Genomic DNA, 24,720 nt, shown 5'->3' on the forward strand with positions numbered 1-24,720 from the left:
CCCGGGGGCTTGGCCGTCGTGCATGGGTGCGGGCCCGGTGGGGGCTGATCGCGCAGTTCCCCGCGCCCCCTGCCCGGGGGCTTGGCCGTCGTGCATGGGTGCGGGCCCGGTGGGGGCTGATCGCGCAGTTCCCCGCGCCCCCTGCCCGGGGGCTTGGCCGTCGTGCATAGGGGTGGGGCGGTGGGGTTGGGGGGGCGGTTTTCCGTGCCCCCTGTCCGGGGGTGGGGTCAGGCGGGGCGGAGGTGGATGATGTCGCCCGCTCCTACGGGTTGCTGGACGCCCTCCTCGGTGGCGATGACGAGGCGGCCGTCACCGTCGACGGCGACCGCTTCGCCGACCAGCGCCCGGTCGCCGGGGAGTTCCGCCCGCACCGTGCGGCCGAGCGTCGCGCAGCCCGCCGCGTAGGTCTCCTGCAGACCACTGACGGACGGGTCGCCGCCCGCCTCCCGCCACCGGCCGTACCAGTCCTCCAGGGAGCGCAGGACCGCCCGCAGCAGCGGGTCGCGGTCCGTGGTGACCGCTCCGGCCAGGGCCAGCGATCCGGCCTGCGGGACGGGCAGTTCGCCGGCGCGCAGGGTGACGTTGATGCCGACGCCGACGACGACGCCGTCCTCACCGGCCCGTTCGGCGAGGATGCCGCCCGCCTTGCGCTCCTCGCCGCCGACGGTGACCAGCAGGTCGTTGGGCCACTTCAGCGCCGTGTCGACCCCGGCCGCGCGGGACAGGCCGGTGGCGACCGCGACTCCGGTGAGCAGCGGCAGCCAGCCCCAGCGGTGCACGGGGATCCCGGCGGGGCGCAGCAGGACGGAGAAGAAGAGGCCGGAGCGCGGCGGGGCGGTCCACCGGCGGTCCAGGCGGCCGCGGGCGGCCGTCTGCTCCTCGGCGACGAGGACCACGCCCTCGTCGGCACCCTCTTCGGCGAGCCTCACCAGGTCCGAGTTGGTGGAGCCGGTGCGCTGCACCACCTCCAGGTCGCGGTACAGACCGCCGTGGCCGCCGTCGCGCACGAGGGCCCTCCTCAGCGCGGCGGCGTCGAGGGGCGGGCGGTCGAGGTCGGACCACCGGTTGCTGTTGCCGTCTGAGGCATCTCGGGGCGTCATGCAAGCCACCCTAGGTGTGGGAAACGCCGCACTGCTGATCGGTAGGCACGCCACTACGCTACGGGTGAGTAATCGTCCCCCCTTTTGAGCAGGCAGGGAGCCGCATCCCGATGTCCGAGCCGGAAGAGCGTCACGAGACCGATTTGCACACGACCGCGGGCAAGCTCGCGGATCTCCAGCGGCGCATCCACGAGGCGACGCACGCCGGCTCCGAACGCGCCGTCGAAAAGCAGCACGCCAAGGGCAAGTTGACGGCCCGTGAGCGGATCGAGCTGCTGCTCGACGATGATTCCTTCGTGGAGCTGGACGAGTTCGCCCGGCACCGTTCCACCAACTTCGGCCTGGAGTCGAACCGTCCGTACGGCGACGGTGTCGTCACGGGCTACGGCACGGTCGACGGACGGCCCGTGGCCGTCTTCTCGCAGGACTTCACCGTCTTCGGCGGCGCGCTCGGCGAGGTCTACGGCCAGAAGATCGTCAAGGTCATGGACTTCGCGCTGAAGACCGGCTGCCCGGTCATCGGCATCAACGACTCCGGCGGCGCGCGCATCCAGGAGGGTGTGGCCTCGCTCGGCGCGTACGGCGAGATCTTCCGCCGCAACACCCATGCCTCCGGCGTGATCCCGCAGATCTCCCTGGTGGTCGGGCCCTGCGCGGGCGGCGCGGTCTACTCGCCCGCCATCACGGACTTCACGGTGATGGTCGACCAGACCTCGCACATGTTCATCACCGGCCCCGACGTCATCAAGACCGTCACCGGTGAGGACGTCGGCTTCGAGGAGCTGGGCGGGGCCCGCACCCACAACAGCGCCTCGGGCGTGGCCCATCACATGGCCGGCGACGAGAAGGACGCGATCGAGTACGTCAAGCAGCTGCTGTCGTACCTGCCGTCGAACAACCTCGCCGAGGCCCCGGTCTTCCCCGAGGAGGCCGACCTCGCGGTCTCCGACGAGGACCGCGAGCTGGACACGATCGTGCCGGACAGCGCGAACCAGCCGTACGACATGCACTCGGTGATCGAACACGTCCTGGACGACGGGGAGTTCTTCGAGACCCAGGCCCTCTTCGCGCCGAACATCCTCACCGGCTTCGGCCGCGTCGAGGGCCACCCGGTCGGCATCGTCGCCAACCAGCCGATGCAGTTCGCCGGCTGCCTGGACATCGCGGCGAGCGAGAAGGCGGCCCGGTTCGTGCGCACCTGCGACGCGTTCAACGTCCCGGTGCTGACCTTCGTCGACGTCCCCGGCTTCCTGCCCGGCGTCGGCCAGGAGCACGAGGGCATCATCCGGCGCGGCGCCAAGCTGATCTACGCCTACGCGGAGGCCACCGTCCCGCTGATCACGGTGATCACGCGGAAGGCGTTCGGCGGCGCGTACGACGTCATGGGCTCCAAGCACCTGGGCGCCGACCTCAACCTCGCCTGGCCGACCGCCCAGATCGCCGTCATGGGCGCCCAGGGCGCGGTCAACATCCTGCACCGCCGCACCCTCGCGGAGGCGGAGGCGGGCGGCGAGGACCTGGAGGCCGTGCGGGCCCGGCTGATCCGGGAGTACGAGGACACCCTCCTCAACCCGTACATCGCGGCCGAGCGCGGCTACGTCGACGCGGTGATCATGCCGTCCGACACGCGCGCCCACATCGTCCGGGGCCTGCGTCAGCTGCGCACCAAGCGGGAATCCCTGCCTCCGAAGAAGCACGGCAACATCCCCCTGTAGGCCACGCGGATCCCGGGAGCGTCATGAACATCAAGGTCGTACGAGGCAATCCCACCCCGGAGGAGCTGGCCGCCGCTCTGGCGGTGGTCCGCGCCCGCGCCGCGACGGCGCAGGCGGCGCCGTCCGGCGCGGACACCGTGCGGGACGCCTGGTCGGACCCGTCCCGGATCGCGGCCCACCGCGTCCCCCGGCCGGGCCCGGCGTCCTGGACCCGCACCTACTGGCCGAGCTGACGGCCCTCCCCGCCGTACCGGCACCCGCCGGTACGGCACCGGGTGCCGATCTGAGTACCCGTACTCAGGCACCCGGCGCGCGGGACCCGCACCCTGGGGACATGCTGTGGTCGGACCCCGAGGACGAGCCGTCGGAAGAACTCCGTGACATGGAGGCGAAGCTGCGGCGGCTCGGCTTCTTCCTGGCCCTCGCCATGATCCTGATCCTGGTCGTGATCGGCCTGAGGTGAGCCCGCCGTCGGCGATACGCTGACCGCATGACCGACCAGCAGCGCCGCCGCCTCGTCCTCGCCTCCCAGTCCCCCGCCCGGCTCGGCCTGCTGCGGCAGGCGGGTCTCACGCCCGAGGTGATCGTGAGCGGGGTCGACGAGGACGCCGTCACCGCGCCCACCCCGGCCGAGCTGGCCCTCGCGCTGGCCGAGGCCAAGGCATCGGTGGTGGCGGCGCGGCCGGAGGTGCAGGGCGCCCTGGTGATCGGCTGCGACTCCGTGCTGGAGCTGGACGGGCAGGCGCTCGGCAAGCCCGCCGACACCGAGGAGGCCACGGCCCGCTGGAAGTCGATGCGCGGACGGGCCGGGGTCCTGCAGACCGGGCACTGCGTGTGGGACACCGAGGCCAAGCGGTACGTGTCCGCGACCGCCTCCACGGTCGTGCGTTTCGGGACCCCCTCGGACGAGGAGATCGCGGCGTACGTCGCCTCGGGCGAGCCCCTGCACGTCGCCGGCGCCTTCACCCTGGACGGCCGTTCGGCACCGTTCATCGAAGGCATCGACGGCGACCACGGCAACGTGATCGGCATCAGCCTGCCGCTGGTGCGCCGGCTGCTGGGCGAACTGGGTGTGGGCATCACCGAGTTGTGGGCCCCGGCGGAGTGACCCCCGCGGGGGCGCCGCCCGGATGCGGCACACCGCGCTCCCGCACCGGCCGCGCTCCCCGCTTCCGGCACGCGGTCCCGCCCGCCAGGAAACGCCTCCCCGGTCCTCCGGAGCCCGCGACGCTCACCCGCACGGCCGCCGCGTACCCCGTTCGCCTCCCGGGTTGCGCCGCGCACCGGGAGGCGTAGGGGTGTTCGGCCGCTAGCCGAGCGTCCTGTCCGCGGTCCCCGCGCCGACCTTGCCGGCGGCGCCGGACAGGGCCTTGCCGTCCTCGTCGCGCCTCTGCGCCCCGGTGTCCCCGGGCAGGCTCTCCCGCGCGTCCTCGGGGTGCGGTGGAGCGGCGGGGCCCGGAAGGACCGGCCGCCCGTCCGCCGCGTCCGGGGCCGCGTCCGGTCCCGGGGCCGCCCCGGGGCCGCCGCTCCAGCCGGCGGCCCCCGACGCGGCCGCCATGCGCCCGGTGTCGTCGTGACGGTCGTACGTCATCAGGAGCAGGACGATCAGCGCGAACACCACGACCATGAACGCGAACGCCCTGCGGCCCACCAGGCCCCAGGTGAAGGCGCCCAGCAGGGCGTGCACCACCGCGGCGCTCACCAGCAGGACACGCCCGAACCCGGCGGGCGCGCGGTCGCGGATCGCGACCAGCAGGGCCACCAGGGCGCACAGCGCGAAGTAGAGGCCGAAGACCACGCCGCCGATCTTCGAGGACATCGACATCACGTCGGGGTCGAGACCGGCCAGGGACATCTTCTGGCGGTCCACGACCACTCCGAGGAACCAGTTCAGTGCTCCGATCACGAACGCCTCGGCCAAGAGGACGAACGCCAGTACCCATGCCACCGGTCTGCGCACCACCGGCCCCCACCCACTTTCGCCCTCAGCCCTCACAGAGCTGCTGTTACCTCAAGTACGTCCGAGTCATCGCGAACGCTACTAACGGGTAAAGGAAGGGACAAGGGTTCGGTCGGCGGCAAAGATTCATTGGGCCATTCGTAGGGACTCCACAAAGAAACCGAGTGGCCCGCGGCACGCTCTCACAGAGACCTTGACCACATGACGGGGCTAGGGTTTTCCGGTGGAGCCCTGCCTACCGAGGTGCGACAAGGGCTTTCGCGGGTCGAGCGGGCCTGGCATCACGCTCCGTGTGGGCAAGCTCACCATTGGGGACGGGTCGTAGTGCCTCGTCGGCAGTCCCTAAACTCGGCTTGTTTCAAGGAGGGAGCCTCAATCGTGCGCAAGGTGCTCATCGCCAACCGTGGCGAAATCGCTGTCCGCGTGGCCCGGGCCTGCCGGGACGCCGGGATCGCGAGCGTGGCCGTCTACGCAGACCCCGACCGGGACGCTCTGCACGTCCGCGCCGCCGATGAGGCGTTCGCCCTGGGCGGTGACACCCCGGCAACCAGTTACCTGGACATCGAGAAGGTGCTCAACGCCGCCCGTGAATCCGGTGCGGACGCCATCCACCCCGGCTACGGCTTCCTCTCGGAGAACGCCGAGTTCGCCCAGGCGGTCCTGGATGCCGGTCTGATCTGGATCGGCCCGCCGCCGCAGGCCATCCGTGACCTCGGTGACAAGGTCGCGGCCCGGCACATCGCCCAGCGCGCCGGCGCGCCGCTGGTCGCCGGCACGTCCGACCCGGTCTCGGGCGCCGAGGAGGTCGTGGCCTTCGCGGAGGAGCACGGCCTGCCGATCGCCATCAAGGCCGCCTTCGGTGGTGGCGGGCGCGGCCTGAAGGTCGCCCGCACCCTCGAGGAGGTCCCGGAGCTGTACGACTCGGCCGTCCGCGAGGCCGTCGCCGCCTTCGGCCGCGGCGAGTGCTTCGTCGAGCGCTACCTGGACCGTCCGCGCCACGTGGAGACCCAGTGCCTGGCCGACAAGCACGGCAACGTGGTCGTCGTCTCCACCCGTGACTGCTCGCTCCAGCGCCGCCACCAGAAGCTCGTCGAGGAGGCGCCCGCGCCGTTCCTGTCGGACGAGCAGGTCGCCGAGCTGTACCGCGCCTCCAAGGCCATCCTCAAGGAGGCCGCCTACGAGGGTGCCGGTACCTGTGAGTTCCTGGTCGGCCAGGACGGCACGATCTCCTTCCTGGAGGTCAACACCCGTCTGCAGGTCGAGCACCCGGTGACCGAGGAGGTCGCCGGCATCGACCTGGTCCGCGAGATGTTCCGCATCGCCGACGGCGAGGAACTGGGTTACGGCGACCCGGAGCTGCGCGGTCACTCGTTCGAGTTCCGTATCAACGGTGAGGACCCGGGCCGCAACTTCCTCCCGGCCCCCGGCACGGTCACCCGCTTCGACGCGCCGACCGGACCCGGTGTCCGCCTGGACGCGGGCGTCGAGGCCGGCTCGGTCATCGGCCCGGCCTGGGACTCCCTGCTCGCCAAGCTGATCGTCACCGGCCGTACCCGCAAGGAGGCCCTGGAGCGGGCCGCCCGCGCCCTGGACGAGTTCCAGGTCGAGGGCATGGCCACGGCCATCCCGTTCCACCGTGTGGTCGTCCGGGACCGGGCGTTCGCCCCCGAGCTGGACGACTCCGCCGACCCGTTCACGGTCCACACCCGCTGGATCGAGACCGAGTTCGTCAACGAGATCAAGCCGTTCACCGCTCCGGCCGACGCCGAGGCGGAGGAGGACAGCGGCCGCGAGACGGTCGTCGTCGAGGTCGGCGGCAAGCGCCTGGAGGTCTCCCTCCCGTCGTCCCTGGGCATGTCCCTGGCCCGCACCGGTCTCGCCGCCGGCGCCAAGCCCAAGCGCCGCGCCGCGAAGAAGTCCGGCCCCGTCGCCTCCGGTGACACCCTCGCCTCCCCGATGCAGGGCACGATCGTGAAGATCGCGGTCGAGGAGGGCCAGGAGGTCAAGGAGGGCGACCTGGTCGTCGTCCTGGAGGCCATGAAGATGGAGCAGCCCCTCAACGCCCACAAGTCGGGCACCATCAAGGGCCTGAGCGCCGACGTCGGCGCCTCCATCACGTCCGGCGCCGCGATCTGCGAGATCAAGGACTGACGGCAGCGGTCACGCTCGACGCCCGGTGGACCGGTCATCCGGTCTGCTGGGCGTCACGCTTTCCGGCACGCCCCACGGCGGCCGGTCCGGGGGCGTACGACCCCCACCCGGGAACCGGACACCTGTCCGGGGTCACGACCCCCGCCCGGCGAGCCGGGCGCCTGTCCGGGGCACGACCCCGGGGAGGCCGGTGCCGGGGAACCGGGCGGCTACCGGCGTCGCAGGTCCGCGACGCGCGCCCGTTCGGCACTCGCGGGCTGCTCACCACCGAGCACGGACGCCGGACGCAGGCCGGCTCCCCCGGGCAGCTGGCTCCGCCGCGGTCCCGGTACTCCTCGCTGTCGTGACGCGGGCCCCTGCTCACCCGCCGGGCGATTTCCCGACGCCCCCGCGACCGCGATCTGCACCCCCTGATCGGCCAGGGCCTGCAGTTCCGTGGCGGCCCGGTCGTCGTGCGCGGGCGGCTCGTCGGTGACCAGACGGGTGATGACGTCGGTCGGCACCGTCTGGAACATCGTGTCGGTGCCGAGCTTGGTGTGGTCGGCGAGGACCACGACCTCCGCGGCGGCCTGCACGAGCGCCCGGTCCACGGACGCCGACAGCATGTTGGACGTGGACAGACCGCGCTCGGCGGTCAGCCCGCTGCCGGAGAGGAAGGCCTTGGAGACTCTCAGCCCGTGCAGCGACTGCTCGGCGCCCGAGCCGACCAGGGCGTAGTTGGAGCCCCGGAGCGTCCCGCCGGTCATCACGACCTCCACGCGGTTGGCGTGGGCGAGTGCCTGGGCGACCAGCAGGGAGTTGGTGACGACGGTCAGGCCGGGGACCCGGGCGAGCCGGCGTGCCAGCTCCTGCGTGGTCGTACCGGCCCCGACCACGATGGCCTCGCCCTCTTCGACGAGGCCCGCGGCGAGATCGGCGATGGCCGTCTTCTCCGCGGTCGCGAGATGGGACTTCTGCGGAAAGCCGGACTCCCGCGTGAAACCGCCCGGCAGTACCGCACCGCCGTGCCGGCGGTCGAGGAGTCCTTCTGCCTCCAGTGCGCGCACATCGCGTCGCACAGTCACTTCGGAGGTCTGGACGACGCGGGCGAGTTCACGGAGCGACACGGCCCCGTTCGCTCGCACCATTTCGAGGATCAATTGGCGACGTTCTGCAGCGAACACGAAACTGACAGTAACCCCAACGACCGTCTGCTTTCAGCAGTTTGCGCCGAATAACAGAAGTTGTTCGCAAGAGGGGGTAGGAGGTGGTATAGGAGTTAACCCGGCCGCACATGCCGCACGCATGCGCGGCAACTCCCCGTGACCAGCGGGGAGTCCACGTCCGCACCCTCCGCCGTCAGGCCTCGGCGCTCGCCTTGCGCCCGTGGAGCTGGCGCGCCACCTCCGCGATCGACCCCGAGAGGGACGGATAGACGGTGAAGGCGTTCGCGATCTGTTCGACCGTCAGATTGTTGTCGACGGCGATCGAGATGGGGTGGATGAGTTCCGAGGCGCGCGGCGCGACGACCACACCGCCGACGACGATCCCGGTGCCCGGACGGCAGAAGATCTTCACGAAGCCGTCCCGGATGCCCTGCATCTTCGCGCGCGGGTTGCGCAGCAGCGGCAGCTTCACGGCCCGCGCCTCGATCTTGCCCGCGTCGACGTCCGCCTGCGTGTAGCCGACGGTGGCGATCTCGGGGTCGGTGAAGACGTTCGAGGAGACCGTCTTGAGGTTCAGCGGGCTCACCGTGTCGCCGAGGAAGTGGTACATCGCGATGCGGCCCTGCATCGCGGCCACGGAGGCGAGGGCGAAGACGCCGGTGACGTCGCCGGCCGCGTAGACGCCGGGGGCGCTGGTGCGGGAGACCCGGTCGGTCCAGATGTGCCCGGACTCCTTCAGCCTGACGCCGGCCTCCTCCAGGCCCAGCCCCGCACTGTTGGGGATGGCGCCGACGGCCATGAGGCAGTGGCTGCCGCTGATCACGCGGCCGTCGGCGAGGGTGACCTCGACGCGGTCGCCGACCCGCTTGGCGGACTGCGCGCGGGAACGCGCCATGACGTTCATGCCGCGGCGGCGGAAGACGTCCTCCAGCACCGCGGCGGCGTCCGGGTCCTCGCCCGGCAGCACGCGGTCGCGGGAGGAGACCAGGGTGACCTTGGAGCCGAGCGCCTGGTAGGCGCCGGCGAACTCGGCGCCGGTGACACCGGAACCGACCACGATGAGCTCTTCGGGCAGCTCGGTCAGGTCGTAGACCTGGGTCCAGTTCAGGATCCGCTCGCCGTCGGGCTGGGCGTCGGGCACCTCGCGCGGGTGACCGCCGGTGGCGATGAGGACGGCGTCGGCGGTGAGAGTCTCCTCGGTGCCGTCGGCGGCGGTGACGACGACCTTGCGGGAGCCGTCCAGGGCCTGCATGCCCTCCAGCCGGCCGCGCCCGCGCATGACCCGGGCGCCGGCCCGGGTGACGGAGGCGGTGATGTCGTGGGACTGGGCGAGCGCGAGCCGCTTCACCCGGCGGTTGACCTTGCCGAGGTCGACGCCGACCACGCGGGCCGCCTGCTCGATGTGCGGGGTGTCGTCGGCGACGATGATGCCCAGCTCCTCGTACGAGGAGTCGAAGGTGGTCATCACCTCGGCCGTGGCGATGAGGGTCTTGGACGGCACGCAGTCGGTCAGCACCGACGCCCCGCCCAGACCGTCGCAGTCCACGACGGTCACCTCCGCGCCGAGCTGGGCGGCGGTGAGCGCCGCTTCGTATCCGCCGGGTCCGCCACCGATGATCACGATCCGAGTCACGTACCCCATTGTCCCGCACCGCCGAACGGGCCACTCCCCGGGGGCACGGCGACGGGCCGCGGGGAGACTTCCGGGGCGCGGCGACCGCCCTCGGGGCGGCTTCCGGGGCGCGGCGACGGCCCTCGGGAAGACTTCCGGGGCCCGGCCATGGGCCCCCGGGGAGACTTCCGGGGCGCGGGGTACGGGAGTTCCCGCTGCCGTACCCTCTCCCCATGTCGCTCTATGCCGCGTACGCCGGCAACCTGGACGCGCGGCTGATGTCCCGCCGCGCCCCGCATTCCCCGCTGCGCGCCATCGGCTGGCTGAACGGCTGGCGGCTGACCTTCGGAGGCGAGCAGCTGGGCTGGGAGGGCGCGCTGGCGACGCTCGTCGAGGAACCCGGGGCGCAGGTCTTCGTCGGGCTGTACGACCTCACGCCGGCGGACGCGGAGTCGCTGGACCGCTGGGAGGGCGTCGGCCTCGGCGTCTACCGGCGGACCCGGATGCGCGCGCACACGCTGGACGGCGAGGAGTCGGCCTGGGCGTACGTGCTCAACGGCTACGAGGGCGGCCTGCCCTCGGCCCGCTACCTGGGCGAGATCGCGGACGCGGCCGAGTCGGCCGGCGCCCCCCACGATTACGTGATGGAACTGCGCAAACGGCCCTGCTGAGCGGACGGCGGACCGCGGACGGGCGGTCCCGGGAAGCTTTGCGGACGGTTTGCCCAGCCCGTGTCAGAAACGGCATGACAACGATCGCAAACCCAATGGCTCCGTCATCTACGCGCGTAGGCGAGAAGCGGCTACCCTCGTCGACGTGAACGCATCTCTCCTTCCGGACGACATCCAGGGCGACCCCTACGCGGCCGCCGACGCCGCCGCCGCGCGCCTGCGCGAGCTCACGGGCGCCGAGACCCACGACGTCGCCCTCGTGATGGGCTCCGGCTGGGCTCCGGCCGTCGACGCCCTGGGCGCGCCCGACGCCGAGTTCCAGGTCACCGAGCTGCCCGGCTTCCCGCCGCCGGCCGTCGAGGGGCACGGCGGCAAGATCCGCTCGTACTCCTTCGGTGACAAGCGCGCGCTGGTCTTCCTCGGCCGCACGCACTACTACGAGGGCCGCGGCGTGGCCGCCGTGTCGCACGGCGTCCGCACGGCCGTCGCCGCCGGCTGCAAGACCATCGTGCTCACCAACGGCTGCGGCGGCCTGCGCGAGGGCATGCGCCCCGGCCAGCCGGTGCTGATCAGCGATCACCTGAACCTGACGGCCACCTCCCCGATCGTCGGCGCCAACTTCGTCGACCTGACGGACCTGTACTCCCCGCGCCTGCGCGCCCTGTGCAAGGAGATCGACCCCTCCCTGGAGGAGGGCGTCTACGCGCAGTTCCCCGGCCCGCACTACGAGACCCCGGCCGAGATCCGCATGGCCCGCGTCATCGGCGCGGACCTGGTCGGCATGTCCACGGTGCTGGAGGCCATCGCCGCGCGCGAGGCGGGCGCCGAGGTGCTGGGCATCTCCCTGGTCACCAACCTCGCCGCCGGCATGACCGGCGAGCCGCTGAACCACGAGGAGGTCCTCCAGGCGGGCCGCGACTCGGCCGCCCGGATGGGCCAGCTGCTGACGCAGGTGCTGGGCCGCCTGTAGAAAGAGCCGCCCGGAGGGAGAAGGGCGGCGGCGACGGGCCGTGGGCGCCGCGAGACGCGGACGGCCCGCGGGCGCGACGGACTCGGCGGGCGCGGACGGCTCTATGCGCACGCCGGCTCGGCAGGCTCGACGGGCACGGCCGGCTCGATGCACGCGCCGGCTCGGCGGGCGCTACGGCTCGACGGACGCGGGCGGCAGCGCGACCTGCTGGGGCGACCTGCGGGGCGCCCTGCCGCGGGCGACCGCTCGACGGCCGTGGGCGGGTTCGAGCGGGTGCGGCGCGGACATTCACGCGGTGCGGCCCGCTCACCGGCCGAGCGGCTGATCGGCCGAGCGGCCGAGCGGCTGAGCGGCCCATCCGGGCCGATCCGGCCGACCCGGCCGGAGGAGCGGGCAGGAAACGGGGGTCCGGGGCAGTTCCCCGGCGGACCTGGCAAACACAGGAGAGGTTGATCCCAAGGTGCACGACGATCTGATCGCCAAGGCCGGTGCGTGGCTCGCCGAGGACCCCGACACGGAGACCCGTGACGAACTCGCCAAGCTGATCGAGGCCGGCGACGTCACGGAACTCGCGGACCGGTTCAGCGGCACGCTGCAGTTCGGGACCGCCGGACTGCGCGGCGAACTCGGCGCCGGCCCGATGCGCATGAACCGCTCGGTCGTCATCCGCGCCGCGGCGGGCCTCGCCGCGTACCTGAAGAAGAACGGCACCCCGCACGGCGGGGACGACGCCGGGATCGTCGCCATCGGCTACGACGCCCGCCACAAGTCCGCCGACTTCGCCCGGGACACCGCCGCCGTGATGACCGGCGCCGGTCTGCGCGCCGTCGTGCTCCCGCGCCCGCTGCCCACGCCCGTCCTCGCCTTCGCCATACGGCACCTCGGCGCGGTCGCGGGCGTGGAGGTCACCGCCAGCCACAACCCGCCCCGGGACAACGGCTACAAGGTGTACCTCGGCGACGGCTCCCAGATCGTGCCGCCCGCCGACGCGGAGATCGCCGCCGAGATCGACGCGATCGCCTCGCTGCACGACGTCCCCCGCCCTGAGTCGGGCTGGGAGATCCTCGACGACGCGGTCCTGGACGCCTATCTGGCCCGTACGGACGCCGTGCTGGACGCGGACTCCCCGCGTACGGCCCGCACGGTGTACACGGCGATGCACGGCGTCGGCAAGGACGTCCTGCTCGCCGCGTTCGCCCGCGCCGGCTTCCCCGAGCCGGTCCTGGTCGCCGAGCAGGCCGAGCCGGACCCGGACTTCCCGACGGTCGCCTTCCCCAACCCGGAGGAGCCGGGCGCGATGGACCTGGCGTTCGCCCGCGCCCGCGCGACCGCCCCGGACCTCGTCATCGCCAACGACCCCGACGCCGACCGCTGTGCCGTGGCCGTCGAGGACGGCGGCGAGTGGCGCATGCTGCGCGGCGACGAGGTCGGCGCGCTGCTCGCCGCGCACCTGGTCCGGCGGGGCGCCACCGGCACCTTCGCGGAGTCGATCGTCTCGTCGTCCCTGCTCGGCCGGATCGCCGCGGCGGCGGGCCTGCCGTACGAGGAGACGCTGACCGGCTTCAAGTGGATCGCCCGCGTCGACGGTCTGCGCTTCGGTTACGAGGAGGCCCTCGGCTACTGCGTCGACCCGGAGGGCGTGCGCGACAAGGACGGCATCACCGCCGCGCTGCTGATCACCGAGCTGGCCTCGGTCCTCAAGGAGGAGGGCCGCACGCTGCTCGACCTCCTCGACGACCTGGCCGTGGAGCACGGGCTGCACGCCACCGACCAGCTGTCGGTACGCGTGGAGGACCTCTCCGTCATCTCGGACGCGATGCGCCGGCTGCGCGAGATGCCGCCGACGGAGCTGGCGGGTCTCGCCGTCACCCGGGCCGAGGACCTCACCCGGGGCACGGACACGCTGCCGCCGACGGACGGACTGCGCTACACGCTCGACGGCGCCCGCGTCATCGTCCGCCCCAGCGGCACCGAGCCCAAGCTGAAGTGCTACCTGGAGGTCGTCGTACCGGCCGGGACGCACGCCGGTCTGCCGGCCGCCCGCGCCCGCGCGGCCGAGCTGCTCGCGGCCGTCAAGCGTGACCTGTCGGCGGCCGCCGGAATCTGACCCGCACGACCACGGACGGGGTGCCCCCGCCGGGGGCACCCCGTCCTGCCGCAAAACGCGCCGTCCCGCCGCGAACGGGTGCCGTCCCGCCGTGAACGGGACCCTTGCTGTCCCACCGTGAACGGGACCCGGCCCGCCGCGGAACGGCTCCGGAACACCGGGGAACGGCTCCCGGAATTCCGGGGATCGGCTCCCGGGCGGGCACTACAGTGCGCGCCGTGGACATACCCGACTGGCTCGCCTGGCTCTTCCTCGGAGTGGTCGTCCTGCACGCCTTCTCCGTGGTCCGCATCGTCCGTCGGCTGCGCGGCCCCGACCCCGCGGTGCGCGTCGCGGCACGCCTCGACCTGGTGGACGCGAGCGGCGGCCTGCTGGCCATGCTCGGCCTGGCCCTCGGTTCCGCCGTGGCGGATTGCTGGCTCTGGCTGGTGCTCGCGGGCCTCGCGCTCACGGGCGCGGCCTACGCCGTGAAGGGCGCCCGCCTCCTCCGCGCCCGCCGCCACCCCACGAGCCCGACCTGCGGAACGGCCCCGGAGAAGCGGTAGGGGCCTACGGGTCCCTAGGGGACGTAGGCGCCGCAGGGGCCTTAAGGGTCGTAGAGGGGCCTACGGGTCTTAGGGGCCTTAAGGGTCTTAGGGGCCTTAAGGGCTCTCAGAGCCGTAAGGGCCGTAAGGCCCCAGGTGCCGTCAGGGCACCCAGACCCCGAAGACGCCAGGATCAGCCGGTCGCCAGCAGGATCGCCAGCAGCACCGCGCCCGCAGCCGCCGGGGCCACGACCTCGTAGGCCCAGCGCACCGTGACCCCGCCCTGGGCCGCGCTCTCCCCGCTCCTGCGCTCCAGGGTCTCCCGGAGCTCGTCCATGATCTTGTCGGTCTCGGCGCGAGTGGGATCCGCCGCCGTGCGGGACCCGTTGCCGAAGACGTCCCCGCCGAACGCGCCGCCGCCGAAGCTGCCCAGGCCACCGCCGCCGAACAGGCCGCCGCGGCCGGCACCGCCCCGGGCCGCCTGGGCCACCGCGCGGGACTGGTTGCGCGAGGCCTTCTTGCGGGCGCGCAGCGAGACGGGGACGGACCACAGCTGGTACTTGGTGCCGGACTTGGCGACGACCTCGTTGGTGAAGCCGGAGCGCAGGAACTCGATCTCTCCCCAGGGCAGGGTGACGACCCGGAAGGGGTTGCGGACCCGCAGCCGCTCCTCGCCGGCGAAGACGGCCGGGCGCAGGGTGAAGGCGACGATCAGCGGGAAGAGCATGAGCATCCCGGCGAGCGCCAGCCACGGCGTGTGCCCGTGCCCGCGCACCAGCGCGTCGAAGCCGAGCCACCCCGCGATCCCGAGCATCATCACACCGGCCACGAGCGCCATCGGCGAACGGTAGATCCGGTCCTTGGCGAGGGGCACCGTGAGCTGAGGCGCGGGTGACTTGTGGTCCGGGGTCGTCATGCCCCGATTGTGCACGACACCGCCGTGACCGCCCCGGCTCGGCCCCATAACGGTTCCCATCTGTGATCTCGTCGGACAATGGGTTCCCGGGGGTATACAGCCGCTACGCGCGTAGATATGCTCGTCTGGTGACCATGCCCACCTCCCCCAAGCCCTCGGCTGCGCTCGAACAGGGCGGTGCCCCCACCTCGCCGGGACACGCGCTCGGCGACGTCACCGCCTCCGACAGCACCCTGCGCCGTTTCCTGCACGGACTGCCCGGTGTCGACGCGGTCGGCCTGGAGGCGCGCGCCGCGTCTCTCGGCACCCGTTCCATCAAGACCACCGCGAAGGCGTTCGCCATCGACCTCGCCATCTCGATGGTCGACCTGACGACGCTGGAAGGCGCGGACACCCCGGGCAAGGTCCGGGCGCTCGGCGCCAAGGCGGTCCACCCGGACCCGACGGACCGGACGGCCCCGACGACCGCCGCCGTCTGCGTCTACCCCGACATGGTGGCCACCGCCAAGGAGGCCGTCGCGGGCTCCGGCGTGAAGGTCGCCTCGGTCGCCACCGCCTTCCCGGCCGGCCGTGCCGCCCTCGACGTGAAGCTGGCCGACGTGCGCGACGCCGTCTCCGCGGGCGCCGACGAGATCGACATGGTCATCGACCGCGGCGCGTTCCTCGCGGGCCACTACCTGAAGGTGTACGACGAGATCACCGCCGTGAAGGAGGCCTGCGGGACGAGCGCCCGGCTGAAGGTCATCTTCGAGACCGGCGAGCTGTCGACGTACGACAACATCCGCCGGGCCAGCTGGCTGGGCATGCTGGCGGGCGCCGACTTCATCAAGACGTCCACGGGCAAGGTCGCCGTCAACGCCACGCCCGCCAACACCCTGCTGATGCTGGAGGCGGTGCGCGACTTCCGCGCCCAGACCGGCGTCCAGGTCGGCGTGAAGCCGGCCGGCGGCATCCGCACCACCAAGGACGCGGTCAAGTTCCTGGTGCTGGTCAACGAGACCGCGGGCGCGGACTGGCTGGACAACCACTGGTTCCGCTTCGGCGCCTCCTCGCTCCTCAACGACCTGCTGATGCAGCGCCAGAAGCTGGCGACCGGCCGCTACTCCGGCCCCGACTACGTGACGGTGGACTGAGACCCGTGAACATGGACAACACGTCATCCCTTTTCGAGTACGCGCCGGCGCCCGAGTCCCGCGCGGTCGTCGACATCGCGCCCTCCTACGGCCTCTTCATCGACGGTGAGTTCACCGAGGCGGCCGACGGCAGGGTCTTCAAGACCGTCAGCCCGTCCACCGAGGAGGTCCTCTCCGAGGTGGCCCAGGCCGGCGAGGCCGACGTCGAGCGCGCGGTGAAGGCCGCCCGCAAGGCGTTCGCGACGTGGTCGGCGCTGCCCGGCGCCGAGCGCGCCAAGTACCTGTTCCGCATCGCCCGCATCATCCAGGAGCGCAGCCGCGAGCTGGCCGTCCTGGAGACGCTGGACAACGGCAAGCCGATCAAGGAGACCCGCGACGCGGACCTCCCGCTCGTCGCCGCGCACTTCTTCTACTACGCGGGCTGGGCCGACAAGCTCGACCACGCCGGCTACGGCGCGAACCCGCGTCCGCTGGGCGTGGCCGGCCAGGTCATCCCGTGGAACTTCCCGCTGCTGATGCTGGCGTGGAAGATCGCCCCGGCGCTGGCGACCGGCAACACGGTCGTCCTCAAGCCCGCGGAGACCACGCCGCTGTCCGCCCTGTTCTTCGCGGACATCTGCCGCCAGGCCGGCCTGCCCAAGGGTGTCGTCAACATCCTCCCGGGTTACGGCGACGCGGGCGCCGCGCTGGTCGCGCACCCGGACGTCGACAAGGTGGCGTTCACCGGCTCGACCGCCGTCGGCAAGCAGATCGCGCGCACGGTCGCGGGCACGAGCAAGAAGCTCACCCTCGAACTGGGCGGCAAGGGCGCCAACATCGTCTTCGACGACGCGCCGATCGACCAGGCCGTCGAGGGCATCGTCACCGGCATCTTCTTCAACCAGGGCCAGGTCTGCTGCGCGGGCTCGCGCCTCCTCGTCCAGGAGTCGGTCCAGGACGAGCTGCTGGACGCGCTCAAGCGCCGTCTGTCGACGCTGCGGCTCGGCGACCCGCTGGACAAGAACACCGACATCGGCGCGATCAACTCCGCCGAGCAGCTGGCCCGGATCACCGCGCTGACCGACAAGGGCGAGGCCGAGGGCGCCGAGCGCTGGTCGCCGGCCTGCGAACTGCCGTCCGCCGGCTACTGGTTCGCCCCGACGCTGTTCACGAACGTCACCCAGGCGCACACCATCGCCCGCGACGAGATCTTCGGCCCGGTGCTGTCGGTCCTGACCTTCCGCACGCCCGACGAGGCCGTCGCCAAGGCGAACAACACGCAGTACGGCCTGTCGGCGGGCATCTGGACCGAGAAGGGCTCCCGGATCCTGGCCGTGGCGAGCAAGCTGCGCGCCGGTGTCATCTGGTCCAACACGTTCAACAAGTTCGACCCGACCTCGCCGTTCGGCGGCTACAAGGAGTCGGGCTTCGGCCGCGAGGGCGGCCGCCACGGCCTGGAGGCGTACCTCGATGTCTGACCGTTTGAGCGTCTTCAAGACCTACAAGCTGTACGTCGGCGGGAAGTTCCCGCGTTCCGAGAGCGGCCGGGTGTACGAGGTGACCGACTCCAAGGGCAAGTGGCTCGCCAACGCTCCGCAGTCGTCACGCAAGGACGCCCGTGACGCGGTCGTGGCCGCGCGCAAGGCGTTCGGCGGCTGGGCCGGTGCGACGGCGTACAACCGCGGCCAGGTCCTGTACCGCGTCGCGGAGATGCTGGAGGGCCGCAAGGAGCAGTTCGTCCGCGAGGTCGCCGAGGCCGAGGGCCTGTCGAAGACGAAGGCGGCCGCGGTCGTGGACGCCGCGATCGACCGCTGGGTCTGGTACGCGGGCTGGACCGACAAGATCGCCCAGGTGGTCGGCGGCGGCAACCCGGTCGCGGGCCCGTTCTTCAACCTGTCCTCCCCGGAGCCGACCGGCGTGGTCGCCGTACTCGCCCCGCAGGAGTCGTCCTTCCTGGGCCTGGTCTCGGTGCTCGCCCCGGTGATCGCCACCGGCAACACGGCGGTCGTCATCGCCTCGGAGAAGGCCCCGCTGCCCGCCCTGTCGCTGGGCGAGGTGCTGGCCACCTCCGACGTCCCGGGTGGTGTCGTCAACATCCTGTCCGGCCGTACGGCGGAGATCGCCGCGCCGCTCGCCGCGCACCAGGACGTCAACGCGATCGACCTCGCGGGCGCGGACGCGGAGCTGGCCAAGGAGCTGGAGATCGCGGCCGCCGACAACCTCAAGCGCGTGCTGCGTCCACAGGCTGTGGACCACGCGGCGACTCCGGGCATCGACCGCATGACGGCGTTCCTGGAGACCAAGACGGTCTGGCACCCGACGGGTTCGCTGGGCGCCTCCGGTTCGTCGTACTGACGTACAGGGGCGCTACGGCGTCCGGCCGCGTTGACGCGCCGGACGCCGTGGCGGCCTCTCGCGGACGCGGGCGGGAGCCGCGCCTCCCCGGCATCGGGGAGGCGCGGCTCTTTCGCGTACCCGGGGCCTGAGGCGGCGCGGGCGGGCCGTCAGCCCAGCGGGACGGCCTGGCCGGCGCCGAGCAGGCCGAGAGCCTGTCCGACGACCGGGATGCTGCCGATCGACGACGCCTGCGCGACCGGGGCGGTCAGGGCCGTGGAGGTGAGCGGCTTGAAGTCGGCGAGCTGGGTGCCGACGCCGTTGTCGAGCGGGTCGACGCCGGTGCCGGCGAGCGGGTTGGGCTTGAGGCCGGCGACCGGACCGGTGACGTAGCCGAGCGTGCCGGTGAGCACGGTCAGGCCGGCCTGCGGGTCGACGGAGCCGAGCGAGGTGGGCCGCCAGGGCATGTCCAGGACGGGGGCGGCGGCGTCCGCGTGGGCCGTCGCCGCGCCCGCCGCCAGCGCCGCTCCGGCGGTCGCGAGGGCGATCAGGGCGCGCTGCGCGGCGGGGTGCGGGGAGGGGGTGTGTCGGGCCATCGCTGGTGCCGCCTTCTGGTGCGCAGGGTAATGAGGTCGACACGAAGGGTAGTTGAGGTGTGACGCGTGCTCCAAAGCCGACCCGCGGGGTCGGCAGGAGGCGCGCCATGCGTCAAACTGGTGTTCCGTGAGCCTTAATCCCCCGTCCCCCGCCCGTGTCGTGCTGCTGTGCGGCCCCTCGGGCTCGGGAAAGTCACTCGTCGCCGCCCGTTCCGGGCTCCCTGTGCTGCGCCTCGACGACTTCTACAAGGAGGCCGACGACCCGACGCTGCCGCTGGTGGACGGGAGTTCCGACATCGACTGGGACCACCCGGAGTCGTGGGACGCGGACGTGGCCGTCGAGGCCATCGCCCGGCTGTGCGCCACCGGCTCGACCCCCGTGCCGGTGTACGACATCTCGCTGAGCGCCCGCACCGGCGAGGAGTCGATGGGCATCGGTGCCTCCCCGCTGTTCCTCGCGGAGGGCATCTTCGCCGCGGAGATCGTGGAGCGCTGCCGTGAGCGGGGCCTTCTCGCGGACGCGCTGTGCCTGTCCCGCGGTCCGGTCACCACCTTCCGCAGGCGCTTCCTGCGCGATCTGAAGGAGGGCCGCAAGTCGGTGCCGTTCCTGCTGCGGCGCGGCTGGCGGCTGATGCGCGCCGAGCGCGTGATCGTGGAGCGCCAGGTGTCCCTGGGCGCGCATCCCTGCGGCCGGGACGAGGCGCTGGACCGGCTCGCGTCGGCAGCCGTGCCGGACCGGGAGGCGCGGCAGCGGACGGCGGCATGAGGGCCGCGAGGACGCGGTGATCCCCGTACGGCACGAGAAGCGGGACCGGCTGGACCCCCCGGTCCCTCCGGCCCCGCTTCCCGCTCGTCCCCCGTGTCCCCCGTGGAACCGCCCCCCAGCGGCTCCCGGTGTTTCCCCCGTGTCCCCCCGTTCCCCCGTGGAACCGCCCCCCAGCGGCCCCCGGCTTTCCCCCGTGTCCCCCCGTTCTCGCGTGGGACCACCCCCCAGTGGTCCCCCGTGTTCTCCCCCGTGCGGGCCGCCCTTCGGCGGCCCTGTGGTCCCCCCGGACCTCTATGGTCTCCGGCTCACGCGACCAGTTCGCCGAAGGCGTGTCGCTCGTCGCGGCCGAAGCTGAGCACCTCGTCGTCGCGCAGCCGGCGCAGCGAGCGCCAGATGCTGGACTTGACCGTGCCCACGCTGATGCCGAGGATGTCCGCGATCTCCGGGTCCGTGCGGCCCTCGTAGTAGCGCAGGACCAGCATGGTGCGCTGGGGCTCGGGCAGCCGGGCGAGCGCCTGCCACAGGACGGCGCGCAGCTCGGTGCCGCGCATCGCGTCCGTCTCGCCGGGCGTCTCGGGCAGTTCCTCGGTCGGGTACTCGTTGAGCTTGCGGCGCCGCCAGGCGCTGATGTGCAGGTTGGTCATGGTGCGGCGCAGGTAGCCGCCGACCGCCGCCTTGTCGCTGATCCGGTCCCACGCCCGGTAGGTCGAGAACAGTGCGCTCTGCAGCAGGTCCTCGGCCTCGAAGCGGTCGCCGGTCAGGTGGTAGGCGGTCGCGTACAGGGAGGCGCGGCGCTCCTGGACGTAGGCGGTGAACTCCGCCTCCGTCAGCGAGGCACGCTTCTCCCCCGAGTCCTCCCTGTACGCGGTTCCCCCGTGTGTTTCCCCCGTGTGCGCGTCAACCACCGTCATGAACCCGGTGTGCTGACGCCCGGCGCCGCGAGCGCACCCCCGCACGCTCACCGCGGCGCCGGACTTCTCGGTTCCCCGGCACGCGTCGTGCAGACGCGTGGCCACTGCGCTGGTGCTCAAGCCGCTCTTGCTGTGCAGCGTGTTCATCTCGCGCTCCCCGTCGTGGACTTCCGGACCCGGCCGGCGCGGTGTTGCCCGCCTGCCTGCTGAAAAGCTTGCCGATCGACCTTCATGGACGTGTCTGCCGACTGTCACAGACCTGTCACAGGGGCCGGGAACCGTGACACCCCGGACCGGCGTCTTCCCCCGGTCCCCGCGGGGCACAGGTGGGGACGGTGTGTGCGGGTATCGGCGCCACAGTCGTACGGGACCGGTCGCATGCGCCAGAATGTGGCCGTGCCTTCCCTGTTGCTGATCGAGGACGACGACGCCATCCGAACGGCCCTGGAGCTCTCCCTGACGCGCCAGGGACACCGGGTGGCCACCGCTGCCAGCGGCGAGGACGGTCTGAAGCTGTTGCGTGAGCAGCGGCCGGACCTGATCGTGCTGGACGTGATGCTGCCCGGCATCGACGGGTTCGAGGTGTGCCGGCGCATCCGGCGCACCGACCAGCTGCCGATCATTCTGCTGACCGCCCGCAGCGACGACATCGACGTGGTCGTGGGCCTGGAGTCCGGGGCCGACGACTATGTCGTGAAGCCGGTGCAGGGCCGGGTGCTGGACGCCCGGATCCGGGCCGTGCTGCGCCGCGGGGAGCGCGAGTCCAGTGACTCGGCGACCTTCGGCAACGTCGTCATCGACCGGTCCGCGATGACCGTGACGAAGAACGGCGAGGACCTCCAGCTGACCCCGACCGAGCTCAGGCTGCTGCTGGAGCTGAGCCGCCGGCCCGGCCAGGCGCTGTCCCGGCAGCAGCTGCTGCGGCTGGTGTGGGAGCACGACTACCTGGGCGACTCCCGTCTGGTGGACGCGTGTGTGCAGCGGCTGCGGGCCAAGGTGGAGGACGTGCCCTCGTCCCCGACCCTGATCCGCACCGTCCGTGGTGTCGGCTACCGCCTGGACGCGCCTCAGTGACCGATACGCCAGGGGGGCTGCGCGGCTGGGCCGCGGGGCGCAAGGGAAGTCTGTCGCGGCTCAGGTTCACCAGCCTGAGGCTGCGGCTGGTCGTCGTCTTCGGGCTGGTCGCGCTGACCGCGGCCGTCTCGGCCTCGGGCATCGCCTACTGGCTGAACCGGGAGGCGGTGCTCACCCGCGCCCAGGACGCGGTGCTGCGCGACTTCCAGCAGGAGATGCAGAACCGCGCGGGCGCGCTGCCCGCCCATCCCACGCAGGACGAACTCCAGCGCACCGCCGGCCAGATGGCGGGCAGCAGCCAGCGCTTCAGCGTGCTCCTGGTCGCCCAGGACACGAACGGCAAGACGGTGTACGGCAATTCGGGCGGCCTGAACAGCTTCTCGCTGGAGGACGTGCCCCGGTCGCTGCGCACCGCGGTGGACAAGCGGCAGAAGGTGACCGGCGGCAACAAGGCGCCGTACCACCTGTACTGGCAGCGGGTCAGCGACCAGGGGACGCCGTACCTGGTCGCCGGCACCCGGGTGATCGGGGGCGGTCCGACCGGTTACATGACCAAGTCCCTGGAGCCGGAGGCGAAGGATCTCAACTCGCTGGCGTGGTCGCTGGGCATCGCGACCGGGCTCGCGCTGATCGGCTCCGCGCTGCTCGCGCAGGCCGCCGCCACGACCGTGCTGAAGCCGGTGCACCGGCTCGGGGTGGCCGCCCGGCGGCTCGGCGAGGGCCGGCTCGACACCCGGCTGAGGGTGTCCGGCACCGACGAACTCGCCGATCTGTCGCGGACGTTCAACAACGCGGCGGCGGCGCTGGAGAAGCGGGTCGCCGACATGGCCGCCCGTGACGAGGCCTCGCGCCGCTTCGTCGCCGACATGTCGCACGAGCTGCGCACCCCGCTGACCGCCATCACCGCTGTGACGGAGGTGCTGGAGGAGGAGCTGGAGTTCGAGTCGGGGAGCATCGACCCGATGATCGAGCCGGCCGTCCGGCTGGTGGTCAGCGAGACGCGGCGACTGAACGACCTGGTCGAGAACCTGATGGAGGTCACCCGCTTCGACGCGGGCACCGCCCGGCTGGTCCTGGACGACGTCGACATCGCCGACCAGATCACCGCCTGCATCGACGCCCGCGCCTGGCTGGACGCCGTCGACCTGGACGCCGAGCGCGGCACCCACGCCCGGCTCGACCCGCGCCGCCTGGACGTCATCCTCGCCAACCTGATCGGCAACGCGCTCAAGCACGGTGGCTCCCCGGTCCGGGTGTCGGTGCGCATCGACGCCGGCGGCGGTGACGGTGGCGGCGACGACCTGGTGATCGCGGTGCGCGACCACGGGCCGGGCATCCCCGAGGACGTCCTGCCGCACGTGTTCGACCGCTTCTACAAGGCCAGCGCCTCCCGGCCGCGTTCCGAGGGCAGCGGTCTGGGCCTGTCCATCGCGATGGAGAACGCCCACATCCACGGCGGCGCGATCACCGCGGCCAACTCGCCCGAGGGCGGCGCGGTGTTCACGCTCCGGCTGCCGCGTGACGCCTCGCGGCTCACGGAGGAGGACGGCGACGGCAAGGACGGCGTGCCCGGCCTGGCCGGGGACACGGACGGGGGGACGGAGGGCTCATGAGCGCACGGACCGTACGGACCGCGCGGCGCCTGCTGGCGCTGCCCCTCCTGGGCGCGCTGCTCGCCGGCTGCGGGATCCAGGCCACCGAGGTGCCGACGGACTTCGGCGGCGCGCCGTCGCGCGTGCCGTGCTCGCTGGCCGGACCCGACGCCGCCACGCAGTCCTCGCGCGGGGTTCCCGTGCAGGTCTTCCTGCTGTGCGGCTCGTCCCTGGTCACCGTCGACCGGACCGTGCGCGTGCCGGAGGGCACACCGGACGCGAAACGGCGGGTCATGGTCGCGCAGGGGCTGCTGGACCAGCTCGCCGCGGCCCCGTCGGCGGCGGAACGCGCGGCGGGCCATCTGACGTACGTGCCGGGCGGTCTGACCGTGACCGGGCCCGGCCGGGGGGACCCGGAGGAGACGCTGCGGCTGAGCACCGCCCCGGCCCGTCTCGCCTCCTACGCGCTGGCCCAGGCCGTCTGCACCCTCTCCGACTCGGCCGCCGCCGACGGCGACGGCTCGGTGGTCCTCGGCGGCCCCGGCACCGCCCGTCCGCGCCGCTACGAGTGCACCGACGACGTCCGCGCCCGCCCCGGCACCACGGAACCGCCGTCCAGCGAGGTCGCGGGCGGCTGACCGGGCCGCGGCCCCGGCCACGGGCGCCTGGGACGGCGGTCCCCTACGGGGAGGCCGGGGGAGGCCGGTCGGAGGCGCGGCGTCCCCTACGGGCAGGCCGGGCAGGGGCGCGGTGGGGCGGACCGTGCGGGTGCGGGTGGTGGTGTGGCCGACGCCTCATGGGCCGGGCAGCCCCCTGAGGGGAACCGATCGGGCCAGGGGGCGCGTCTTGGGGGGCGTGCAGCGTCAAGGCTCCATCGGCGGCACCGCCGCGATCCGCATCCGTGTGACCGGGAGTGTCCTCCTCGTCGCCCATCTCGGGCTCGTCGCCTGGCTGACGCTGCGGCCTCTGGACGTCCCCTGGGTGATGCCCGCCAACCTGCGTCCGCTCGCCGGGATCCGTGCCGATCTCGCCCTGGGCTGGCCGGGGGCGGTCCGTCCGCTCGGCGAGGGGCTGGCGCTGCTCGCGCCACTGGGGGTGCTGCTGCCGATGGCCGACGGCAGGCTCGCCGTGTCCCGGCTCGCGTCCCTGATGCGTACGGCCGCGGCAGGGGCCCTGATCTCCCTGGGCATCGCCCTGCTGCAGAGCGGGGTTCCGGGTCGGGTCGTGGACGTCGACTCGCTGCTGCTGAACACCGCGGGCGTGGCGCTGGCCCACCTGGCCGTCGTACCGGCGGGACGGGCGTGGCTGCGGCGGCGCGGGGCCGGGGAGGGTGAAGCGACCGGACCGGCCGGCCTCCAGGAGGAGCTTTCTCAGGGGCGTACCCCGACGATTCCCAGGGTCGGGATCGCCCCGTAGAGCGACGCTTCGTCCCCGTTCGTCTCCGTACCGTGGAGGGAGATGAAC

Annotated in this window: 23 protein-coding genes and 1 pseudogene; 17 read left to right on the forward strand and 7 right to left on the reverse strand. The window is 72.7% G+C overall.

Translation table 11 applies throughout. The annotated features are described in order from the left end of the window. Window positions 1–227: 227 nt before the first annotated feature. Entirely contained in the window at window positions 228–1,100 is an 873-nt protein-coding gene (locus ACIPRD_RS03475; RefSeq protein ID WP_356410533.1) for a biotin--[acetyl-CoA-carboxylase] ligase, read from the reverse strand. Window positions 1,101–1,210: 110 nt separating this feature from the next. Here ACIPRD_RS03475 and ACIPRD_RS03480 point away from each other — a divergent pair, with 110 nt between their 5' ends. The 4 genes from ACIPRD_RS03480 (at window position 1,211) to ACIPRD_RS03495 (ending at window position 3,923) form a co-directional block, all read left to right on the forward strand. Then, window positions 1,211–2,815, forward strand: a complete 1,605-nt coding sequence (locus ACIPRD_RS03480; RefSeq protein ID WP_401559523.1) for an acyl-CoA carboxylase subunit beta — start codon at window positions 1,211–1,213, stop codon at window positions 2,813–2,815. Between the two features lie 23 nt (window positions 2,816–2,838). After that, on the forward strand, window positions 2,839–3,048 hold the full coding sequence (locus ACIPRD_RS03485) for an acyl-CoA carboxylase epsilon subunit (RefSeq protein ID WP_401559526.1): 210 nt from the start codon (window positions 2,839–2,841) through the stop codon (window positions 3,046–3,048). Between the two features lie 101 nt (window positions 3,049–3,149). Then, window positions 3,150–3,278 carry a morphogenic membrane protein MmpB gene (gene mmpB / locus ACIPRD_RS03490; RefSeq protein ID WP_356400566.1) on the forward strand — a complete coding sequence of 43 codons (129 nt, stop codon included), beginning with the start codon at window positions 3,150–3,152 and terminating at the stop codon, window positions 3,276–3,278. 27 nt (window positions 3,279–3,305) lie between these two features. Then, on the forward strand, window positions 3,306–3,923 hold the full coding sequence (locus tag ACIPRD_RS03495) for a nucleoside triphosphate pyrophosphatase (RefSeq protein WP_356400568.1): 618 nt from the start codon (window positions 3,306–3,308) through the stop codon (window positions 3,921–3,923). 467 nt (window positions 3,924–4,390) lie between these two features. On the opposite strand, the pseudogene ACIPRD_RS03500 reads toward ACIPRD_RS03495, so the two are convergent. Continuing rightward, window positions 4,391–4,778 (reverse strand): annotated as a pseudogene (locus tag ACIPRD_RS03500) (hypothetical protein); the annotation flags it as partial. A gap of 375 nt (window positions 4,779–5,153) precedes the next feature. Here ACIPRD_RS03500 and ACIPRD_RS03505 point away from each other — a divergent pair. Next, window positions 5,154–6,926: a biotin carboxylase N-terminal domain-containing protein gene (locus tag ACIPRD_RS03505; protein ID WP_356400570.1), complete on the forward strand. Its 1,773-nt coding sequence runs from the start codon at window positions 5,154–5,156 to the stop codon at window positions 6,924–6,926. Window positions 6,927–7,135: 209 nt separating this feature from the next. On the opposite strand, the gene ACIPRD_RS03510 is transcribed toward ACIPRD_RS03505, so the two are convergent. Then, window positions 7,136–8,089 carry a DeoR/GlpR family DNA-binding transcription regulator gene (locus tag ACIPRD_RS03510; RefSeq protein WP_356400572.1) on the reverse strand — a complete coding sequence of 318 codons (954 nt, stop codon included), beginning with the start codon at window positions 8,087–8,089 and terminating at the stop codon, window positions 7,136–7,138. Window positions 8,090–8,264: 175 nt separating this feature from the next. Further along, complete coding sequence (locus tag ACIPRD_RS03515) at window positions 8,265–9,713, reverse strand: NAD(P)H-quinone dehydrogenase (protein ID WP_356400574.1); 1,449 nt, start codon at window positions 9,711–9,713, stop codon at window positions 8,265–8,267. A gap of 203 nt (window positions 9,714–9,916) precedes the next feature. On the opposite strand from ACIPRD_RS03515, the gene ACIPRD_RS03520 reads away from it, so the two are divergent. The 4 genes from ACIPRD_RS03520 to ACIPRD_RS03535 all read left to right on the forward strand — a co-directional run bounded on the left by ACIPRD_RS03520 (window position 9,917) and on the right by ACIPRD_RS03535 (window position 13,976). Further along, complete coding sequence (locus tag ACIPRD_RS03520) at window positions 9,917–10,354, forward strand: gamma-glutamylcyclotransferase (protein WP_356400576.1); 438 nt, start codon at window positions 9,917–9,919, stop codon at window positions 10,352–10,354. A 145-nt stretch (window positions 10,355–10,499) separates the two neighbouring features. After that, window positions 10,500–11,324 (forward strand): purine-nucleoside phosphorylase, encoded by an 825-nt coding sequence (locus ACIPRD_RS03525; RefSeq protein ID WP_356400578.1) that lies wholly within the window; start codon window positions 10,500–10,502, stop codon window positions 11,322–11,324. A 460-nt stretch (window positions 11,325–11,784) separates the two neighbouring features. Beyond that, complete coding sequence (locus ACIPRD_RS03530) at window positions 11,785–13,431, forward strand: phospho-sugar mutase (RefSeq protein WP_401559531.1); 1,647 nt, start codon at window positions 11,785–11,787, stop codon at window positions 13,429–13,431. Between the two features lie 218 nt (window positions 13,432–13,649). Then, on the forward strand, window positions 13,650–13,976 hold the full coding sequence (locus ACIPRD_RS03535; RefSeq protein WP_401559534.1) for a hypothetical protein: 327 nt from the start codon (window positions 13,650–13,652) through the stop codon (window positions 13,974–13,976). 172 nt (window positions 13,977–14,148) lie between these two features. Here ACIPRD_RS03535 and ACIPRD_RS03540 read toward each other — a convergent pair whose 3' ends face one another. Next, on the reverse strand, window positions 14,149–14,871 hold the full coding sequence (locus tag ACIPRD_RS03540) for a PH domain-containing protein (protein WP_401559537.1): 723 nt from the start codon (window positions 14,869–14,871) through the stop codon (window positions 14,149–14,151). A gap of 134 nt (window positions 14,872–15,005) precedes the next feature. On the opposite strand from ACIPRD_RS03540, the gene deoC reads away from it, so the two are divergent. From deoC to ACIPRD_RS03555, 3 genes are read left to right on the forward strand one after another with little or no spacing between them, the layout of a single operon-like run. Next, window positions 15,006–16,004: a deoxyribose-phosphate aldolase gene (deoC, locus tag ACIPRD_RS03545; protein ID WP_356401201.1), complete on the forward strand. Its 999-nt coding sequence runs from the start codon at window positions 15,006–15,008 to the stop codon at window positions 16,002–16,004. Between the two features lie 11 nt (window positions 16,005–16,015). Next, the gene (locus ACIPRD_RS03550; protein ID WP_356400586.1) at window positions 16,016–17,461 is read left to right on the forward strand and encodes an aldehyde dehydrogenase family protein; all 1,446 of its coding nucleotides are present in this window, start codon (window positions 16,016–16,018) and stop codon (window positions 17,459–17,461) included. Continuing rightward, window positions 17,454–18,338 carry an aldehyde dehydrogenase family protein gene (locus ACIPRD_RS03555; RefSeq protein WP_401559541.1) on the forward strand — a complete coding sequence of 295 codons (885 nt, stop codon included), beginning with the start codon at window positions 17,454–17,456 and terminating at the stop codon, window positions 18,336–18,338. Before ACIPRD_RS03550 ends, ACIPRD_RS03555 begins: the two co-directional genes overlap by 8 nt. 149 nt (window positions 18,339–18,487) lie before the next feature. Here the strand turns inward: ACIPRD_RS03555 and ACIPRD_RS03560 are convergent, their stop codons facing one another. Further along, window positions 18,488–18,913: a hypothetical protein gene (locus tag ACIPRD_RS03560; RefSeq protein ID WP_356400590.1), complete on the reverse strand. Its 426-nt coding sequence runs from the start codon at window positions 18,911–18,913 to the stop codon at window positions 18,488–18,490. A 160-nt stretch (window positions 18,914–19,073) separates the two neighbouring features. On the opposite strand from ACIPRD_RS03560, the gene ACIPRD_RS03565 reads away from it, so the two are divergent. Beyond that, window positions 19,074–19,679: a uridine kinase gene (locus ACIPRD_RS03565; protein ID WP_356401203.1), complete on the forward strand. Its 606-nt coding sequence runs from the start codon at window positions 19,074–19,076 to the stop codon at window positions 19,677–19,679. 305 nt (window positions 19,680–19,984) lie between these two features. Here the strand turns inward: ACIPRD_RS03565 and ACIPRD_RS03570 are convergent, their stop codons facing one another. After that, window positions 19,985–20,737, reverse strand: coding sequence for a SigE family RNA polymerase sigma factor (locus ACIPRD_RS03570; RefSeq protein ID WP_356400592.1), 753 nt, complete (start codon window positions 20,735–20,737; stop codon window positions 19,985–19,987). 249 nt (window positions 20,738–20,986) lie between these two features. On the opposite strand from ACIPRD_RS03570, the gene afsQ1 reads away from it, so the two are divergent. The 4 genes from afsQ1 to ACIPRD_RS03590 all read left to right on the forward strand — a co-directional run bounded on the left by afsQ1 (window position 20,987) and on the right by ACIPRD_RS03590 (window position 24,672). Further along, window positions 20,987–21,664 carry a two-component system response regulator AfsQ1 gene (gene afsQ1 / locus ACIPRD_RS03575; protein WP_026248263.1) on the forward strand — a complete coding sequence of 226 codons (678 nt, stop codon included), beginning with the start codon at window positions 20,987–20,989 and terminating at the stop codon, window positions 21,662–21,664. Continuing rightward, complete coding sequence (locus tag ACIPRD_RS03580) at window positions 21,661–23,277, forward strand: HAMP domain-containing sensor histidine kinase (protein WP_356400595.1); 1,617 nt, start codon at window positions 21,661–21,663, stop codon at window positions 23,275–23,277. Before afsQ1 ends, ACIPRD_RS03580 begins: the two co-directional genes overlap by 4 nt. After that, window positions 23,274–23,894, forward strand: coding sequence for a hypothetical protein (locus ACIPRD_RS03585; RefSeq protein WP_356400597.1), 621 nt, complete (start codon window positions 23,274–23,276; stop codon window positions 23,892–23,894). Before ACIPRD_RS03580 ends, ACIPRD_RS03585 begins: the two co-directional genes overlap by 4 nt. A gap of 217 nt (window positions 23,895–24,111) precedes the next feature. Next, window positions 24,112–24,672, forward strand: a complete 561-nt coding sequence (locus tag ACIPRD_RS03590) for a VanZ family protein (protein WP_356400598.1) — start codon at window positions 24,112–24,114, stop codon at window positions 24,670–24,672. The last annotated feature ends 48 nt before the right edge of the window (window positions 24,673–24,720 follow it).

The sequence above is a fragment of the Streptomyces sp. NPDC090108 genome, from assembly GCF_044747185.1.
Taxonomy (GTDB): Bacteria; Actinomycetota; Actinomycetes; order Streptomycetales; family Streptomycetaceae; genus Streptomyces.

Coding starts and splice junctions, on each gene's coding strand:
- ACIPRD_RS03475 (WP_356410533.1), bottom strand. CDS start 1,100: ATGACGCCCCGAGATGCCTCAGACGGCAACAGCAACCGGTGGTCCGAC.
- ACIPRD_RS03480 (WP_401559523.1), top strand. CDS start 1,211: ATGTCCGAGCCGGAAGAGCGTCACGAGACCGATTTGCACACGACCGCG.
- ACIPRD_RS03485 (WP_401559526.1), top strand. CDS start 2,839: ATGAACATCAAGGTCGTACGAGGCAATCCCACCCCGGAGGAGCTGGCC.
- mmpB (WP_356400566.1), top strand. CDS start 3,150: ATGCTGTGGTCGGACCCCGAGGACGAGCCGTCGGAAGAACTCCGTGAC.
- ACIPRD_RS03495 (WP_356400568.1), top strand. CDS start 3,306: ATGACCGACCAGCAGCGCCGCCGCCTCGTCCTCGCCTCCCAGTCCCCC.
- ACIPRD_RS03515 (WP_356400574.1), bottom strand. CDS start 9,713: ATGGGGTACGTGACTCGGATCGTGATCATCGGTGGCGGACCCGGCGGA.
- ACIPRD_RS03520 (WP_356400576.1), top strand. CDS start 9,917: ATGTCGCTCTATGCCGCGTACGCCGGCAACCTGGACGCGCGGCTGATG.
- ACIPRD_RS03540 (WP_401559537.1), bottom strand. CDS start 14,871: ATGACGACCCCGGACCACAAGTCACCCGCGCCTCAGCTCACGGTGCCC.
- deoC (WP_356401201.1), top strand. CDS start 15,006: ATGCCCACCTCCCCCAAGCCCTCGGCTGCGCTCGAACAGGGCGGTGCC.
- ACIPRD_RS03550 (WP_356400586.1), top strand. CDS start 16,016: ATGGACAACACGTCATCCCTTTTCGAGTACGCGCCGGCGCCCGAGTCC.
- ACIPRD_RS03555 (WP_401559541.1), top strand. CDS start 17,454: ATGTCTGACCGTTTGAGCGTCTTCAAGACCTACAAGCTGTACGTCGGC.
- ACIPRD_RS03560 (WP_356400590.1), bottom strand. CDS start 18,913: ATGGCCCGACACACCCCCTCCCCGCACCCCGCCGCGCAGCGCGCCCTG.
- ACIPRD_RS03570 (WP_356400592.1), bottom strand. CDS start 20,737: ATGAACACGCTGCACAGCAAGAGCGGCTTGAGCACCAGCGCAGTGGCC.
- ACIPRD_RS03585 (WP_356400597.1), top strand. CDS start 23,274: ATGAGCGCACGGACCGTACGGACCGCGCGGCGCCTGCTGGCGCTGCCC.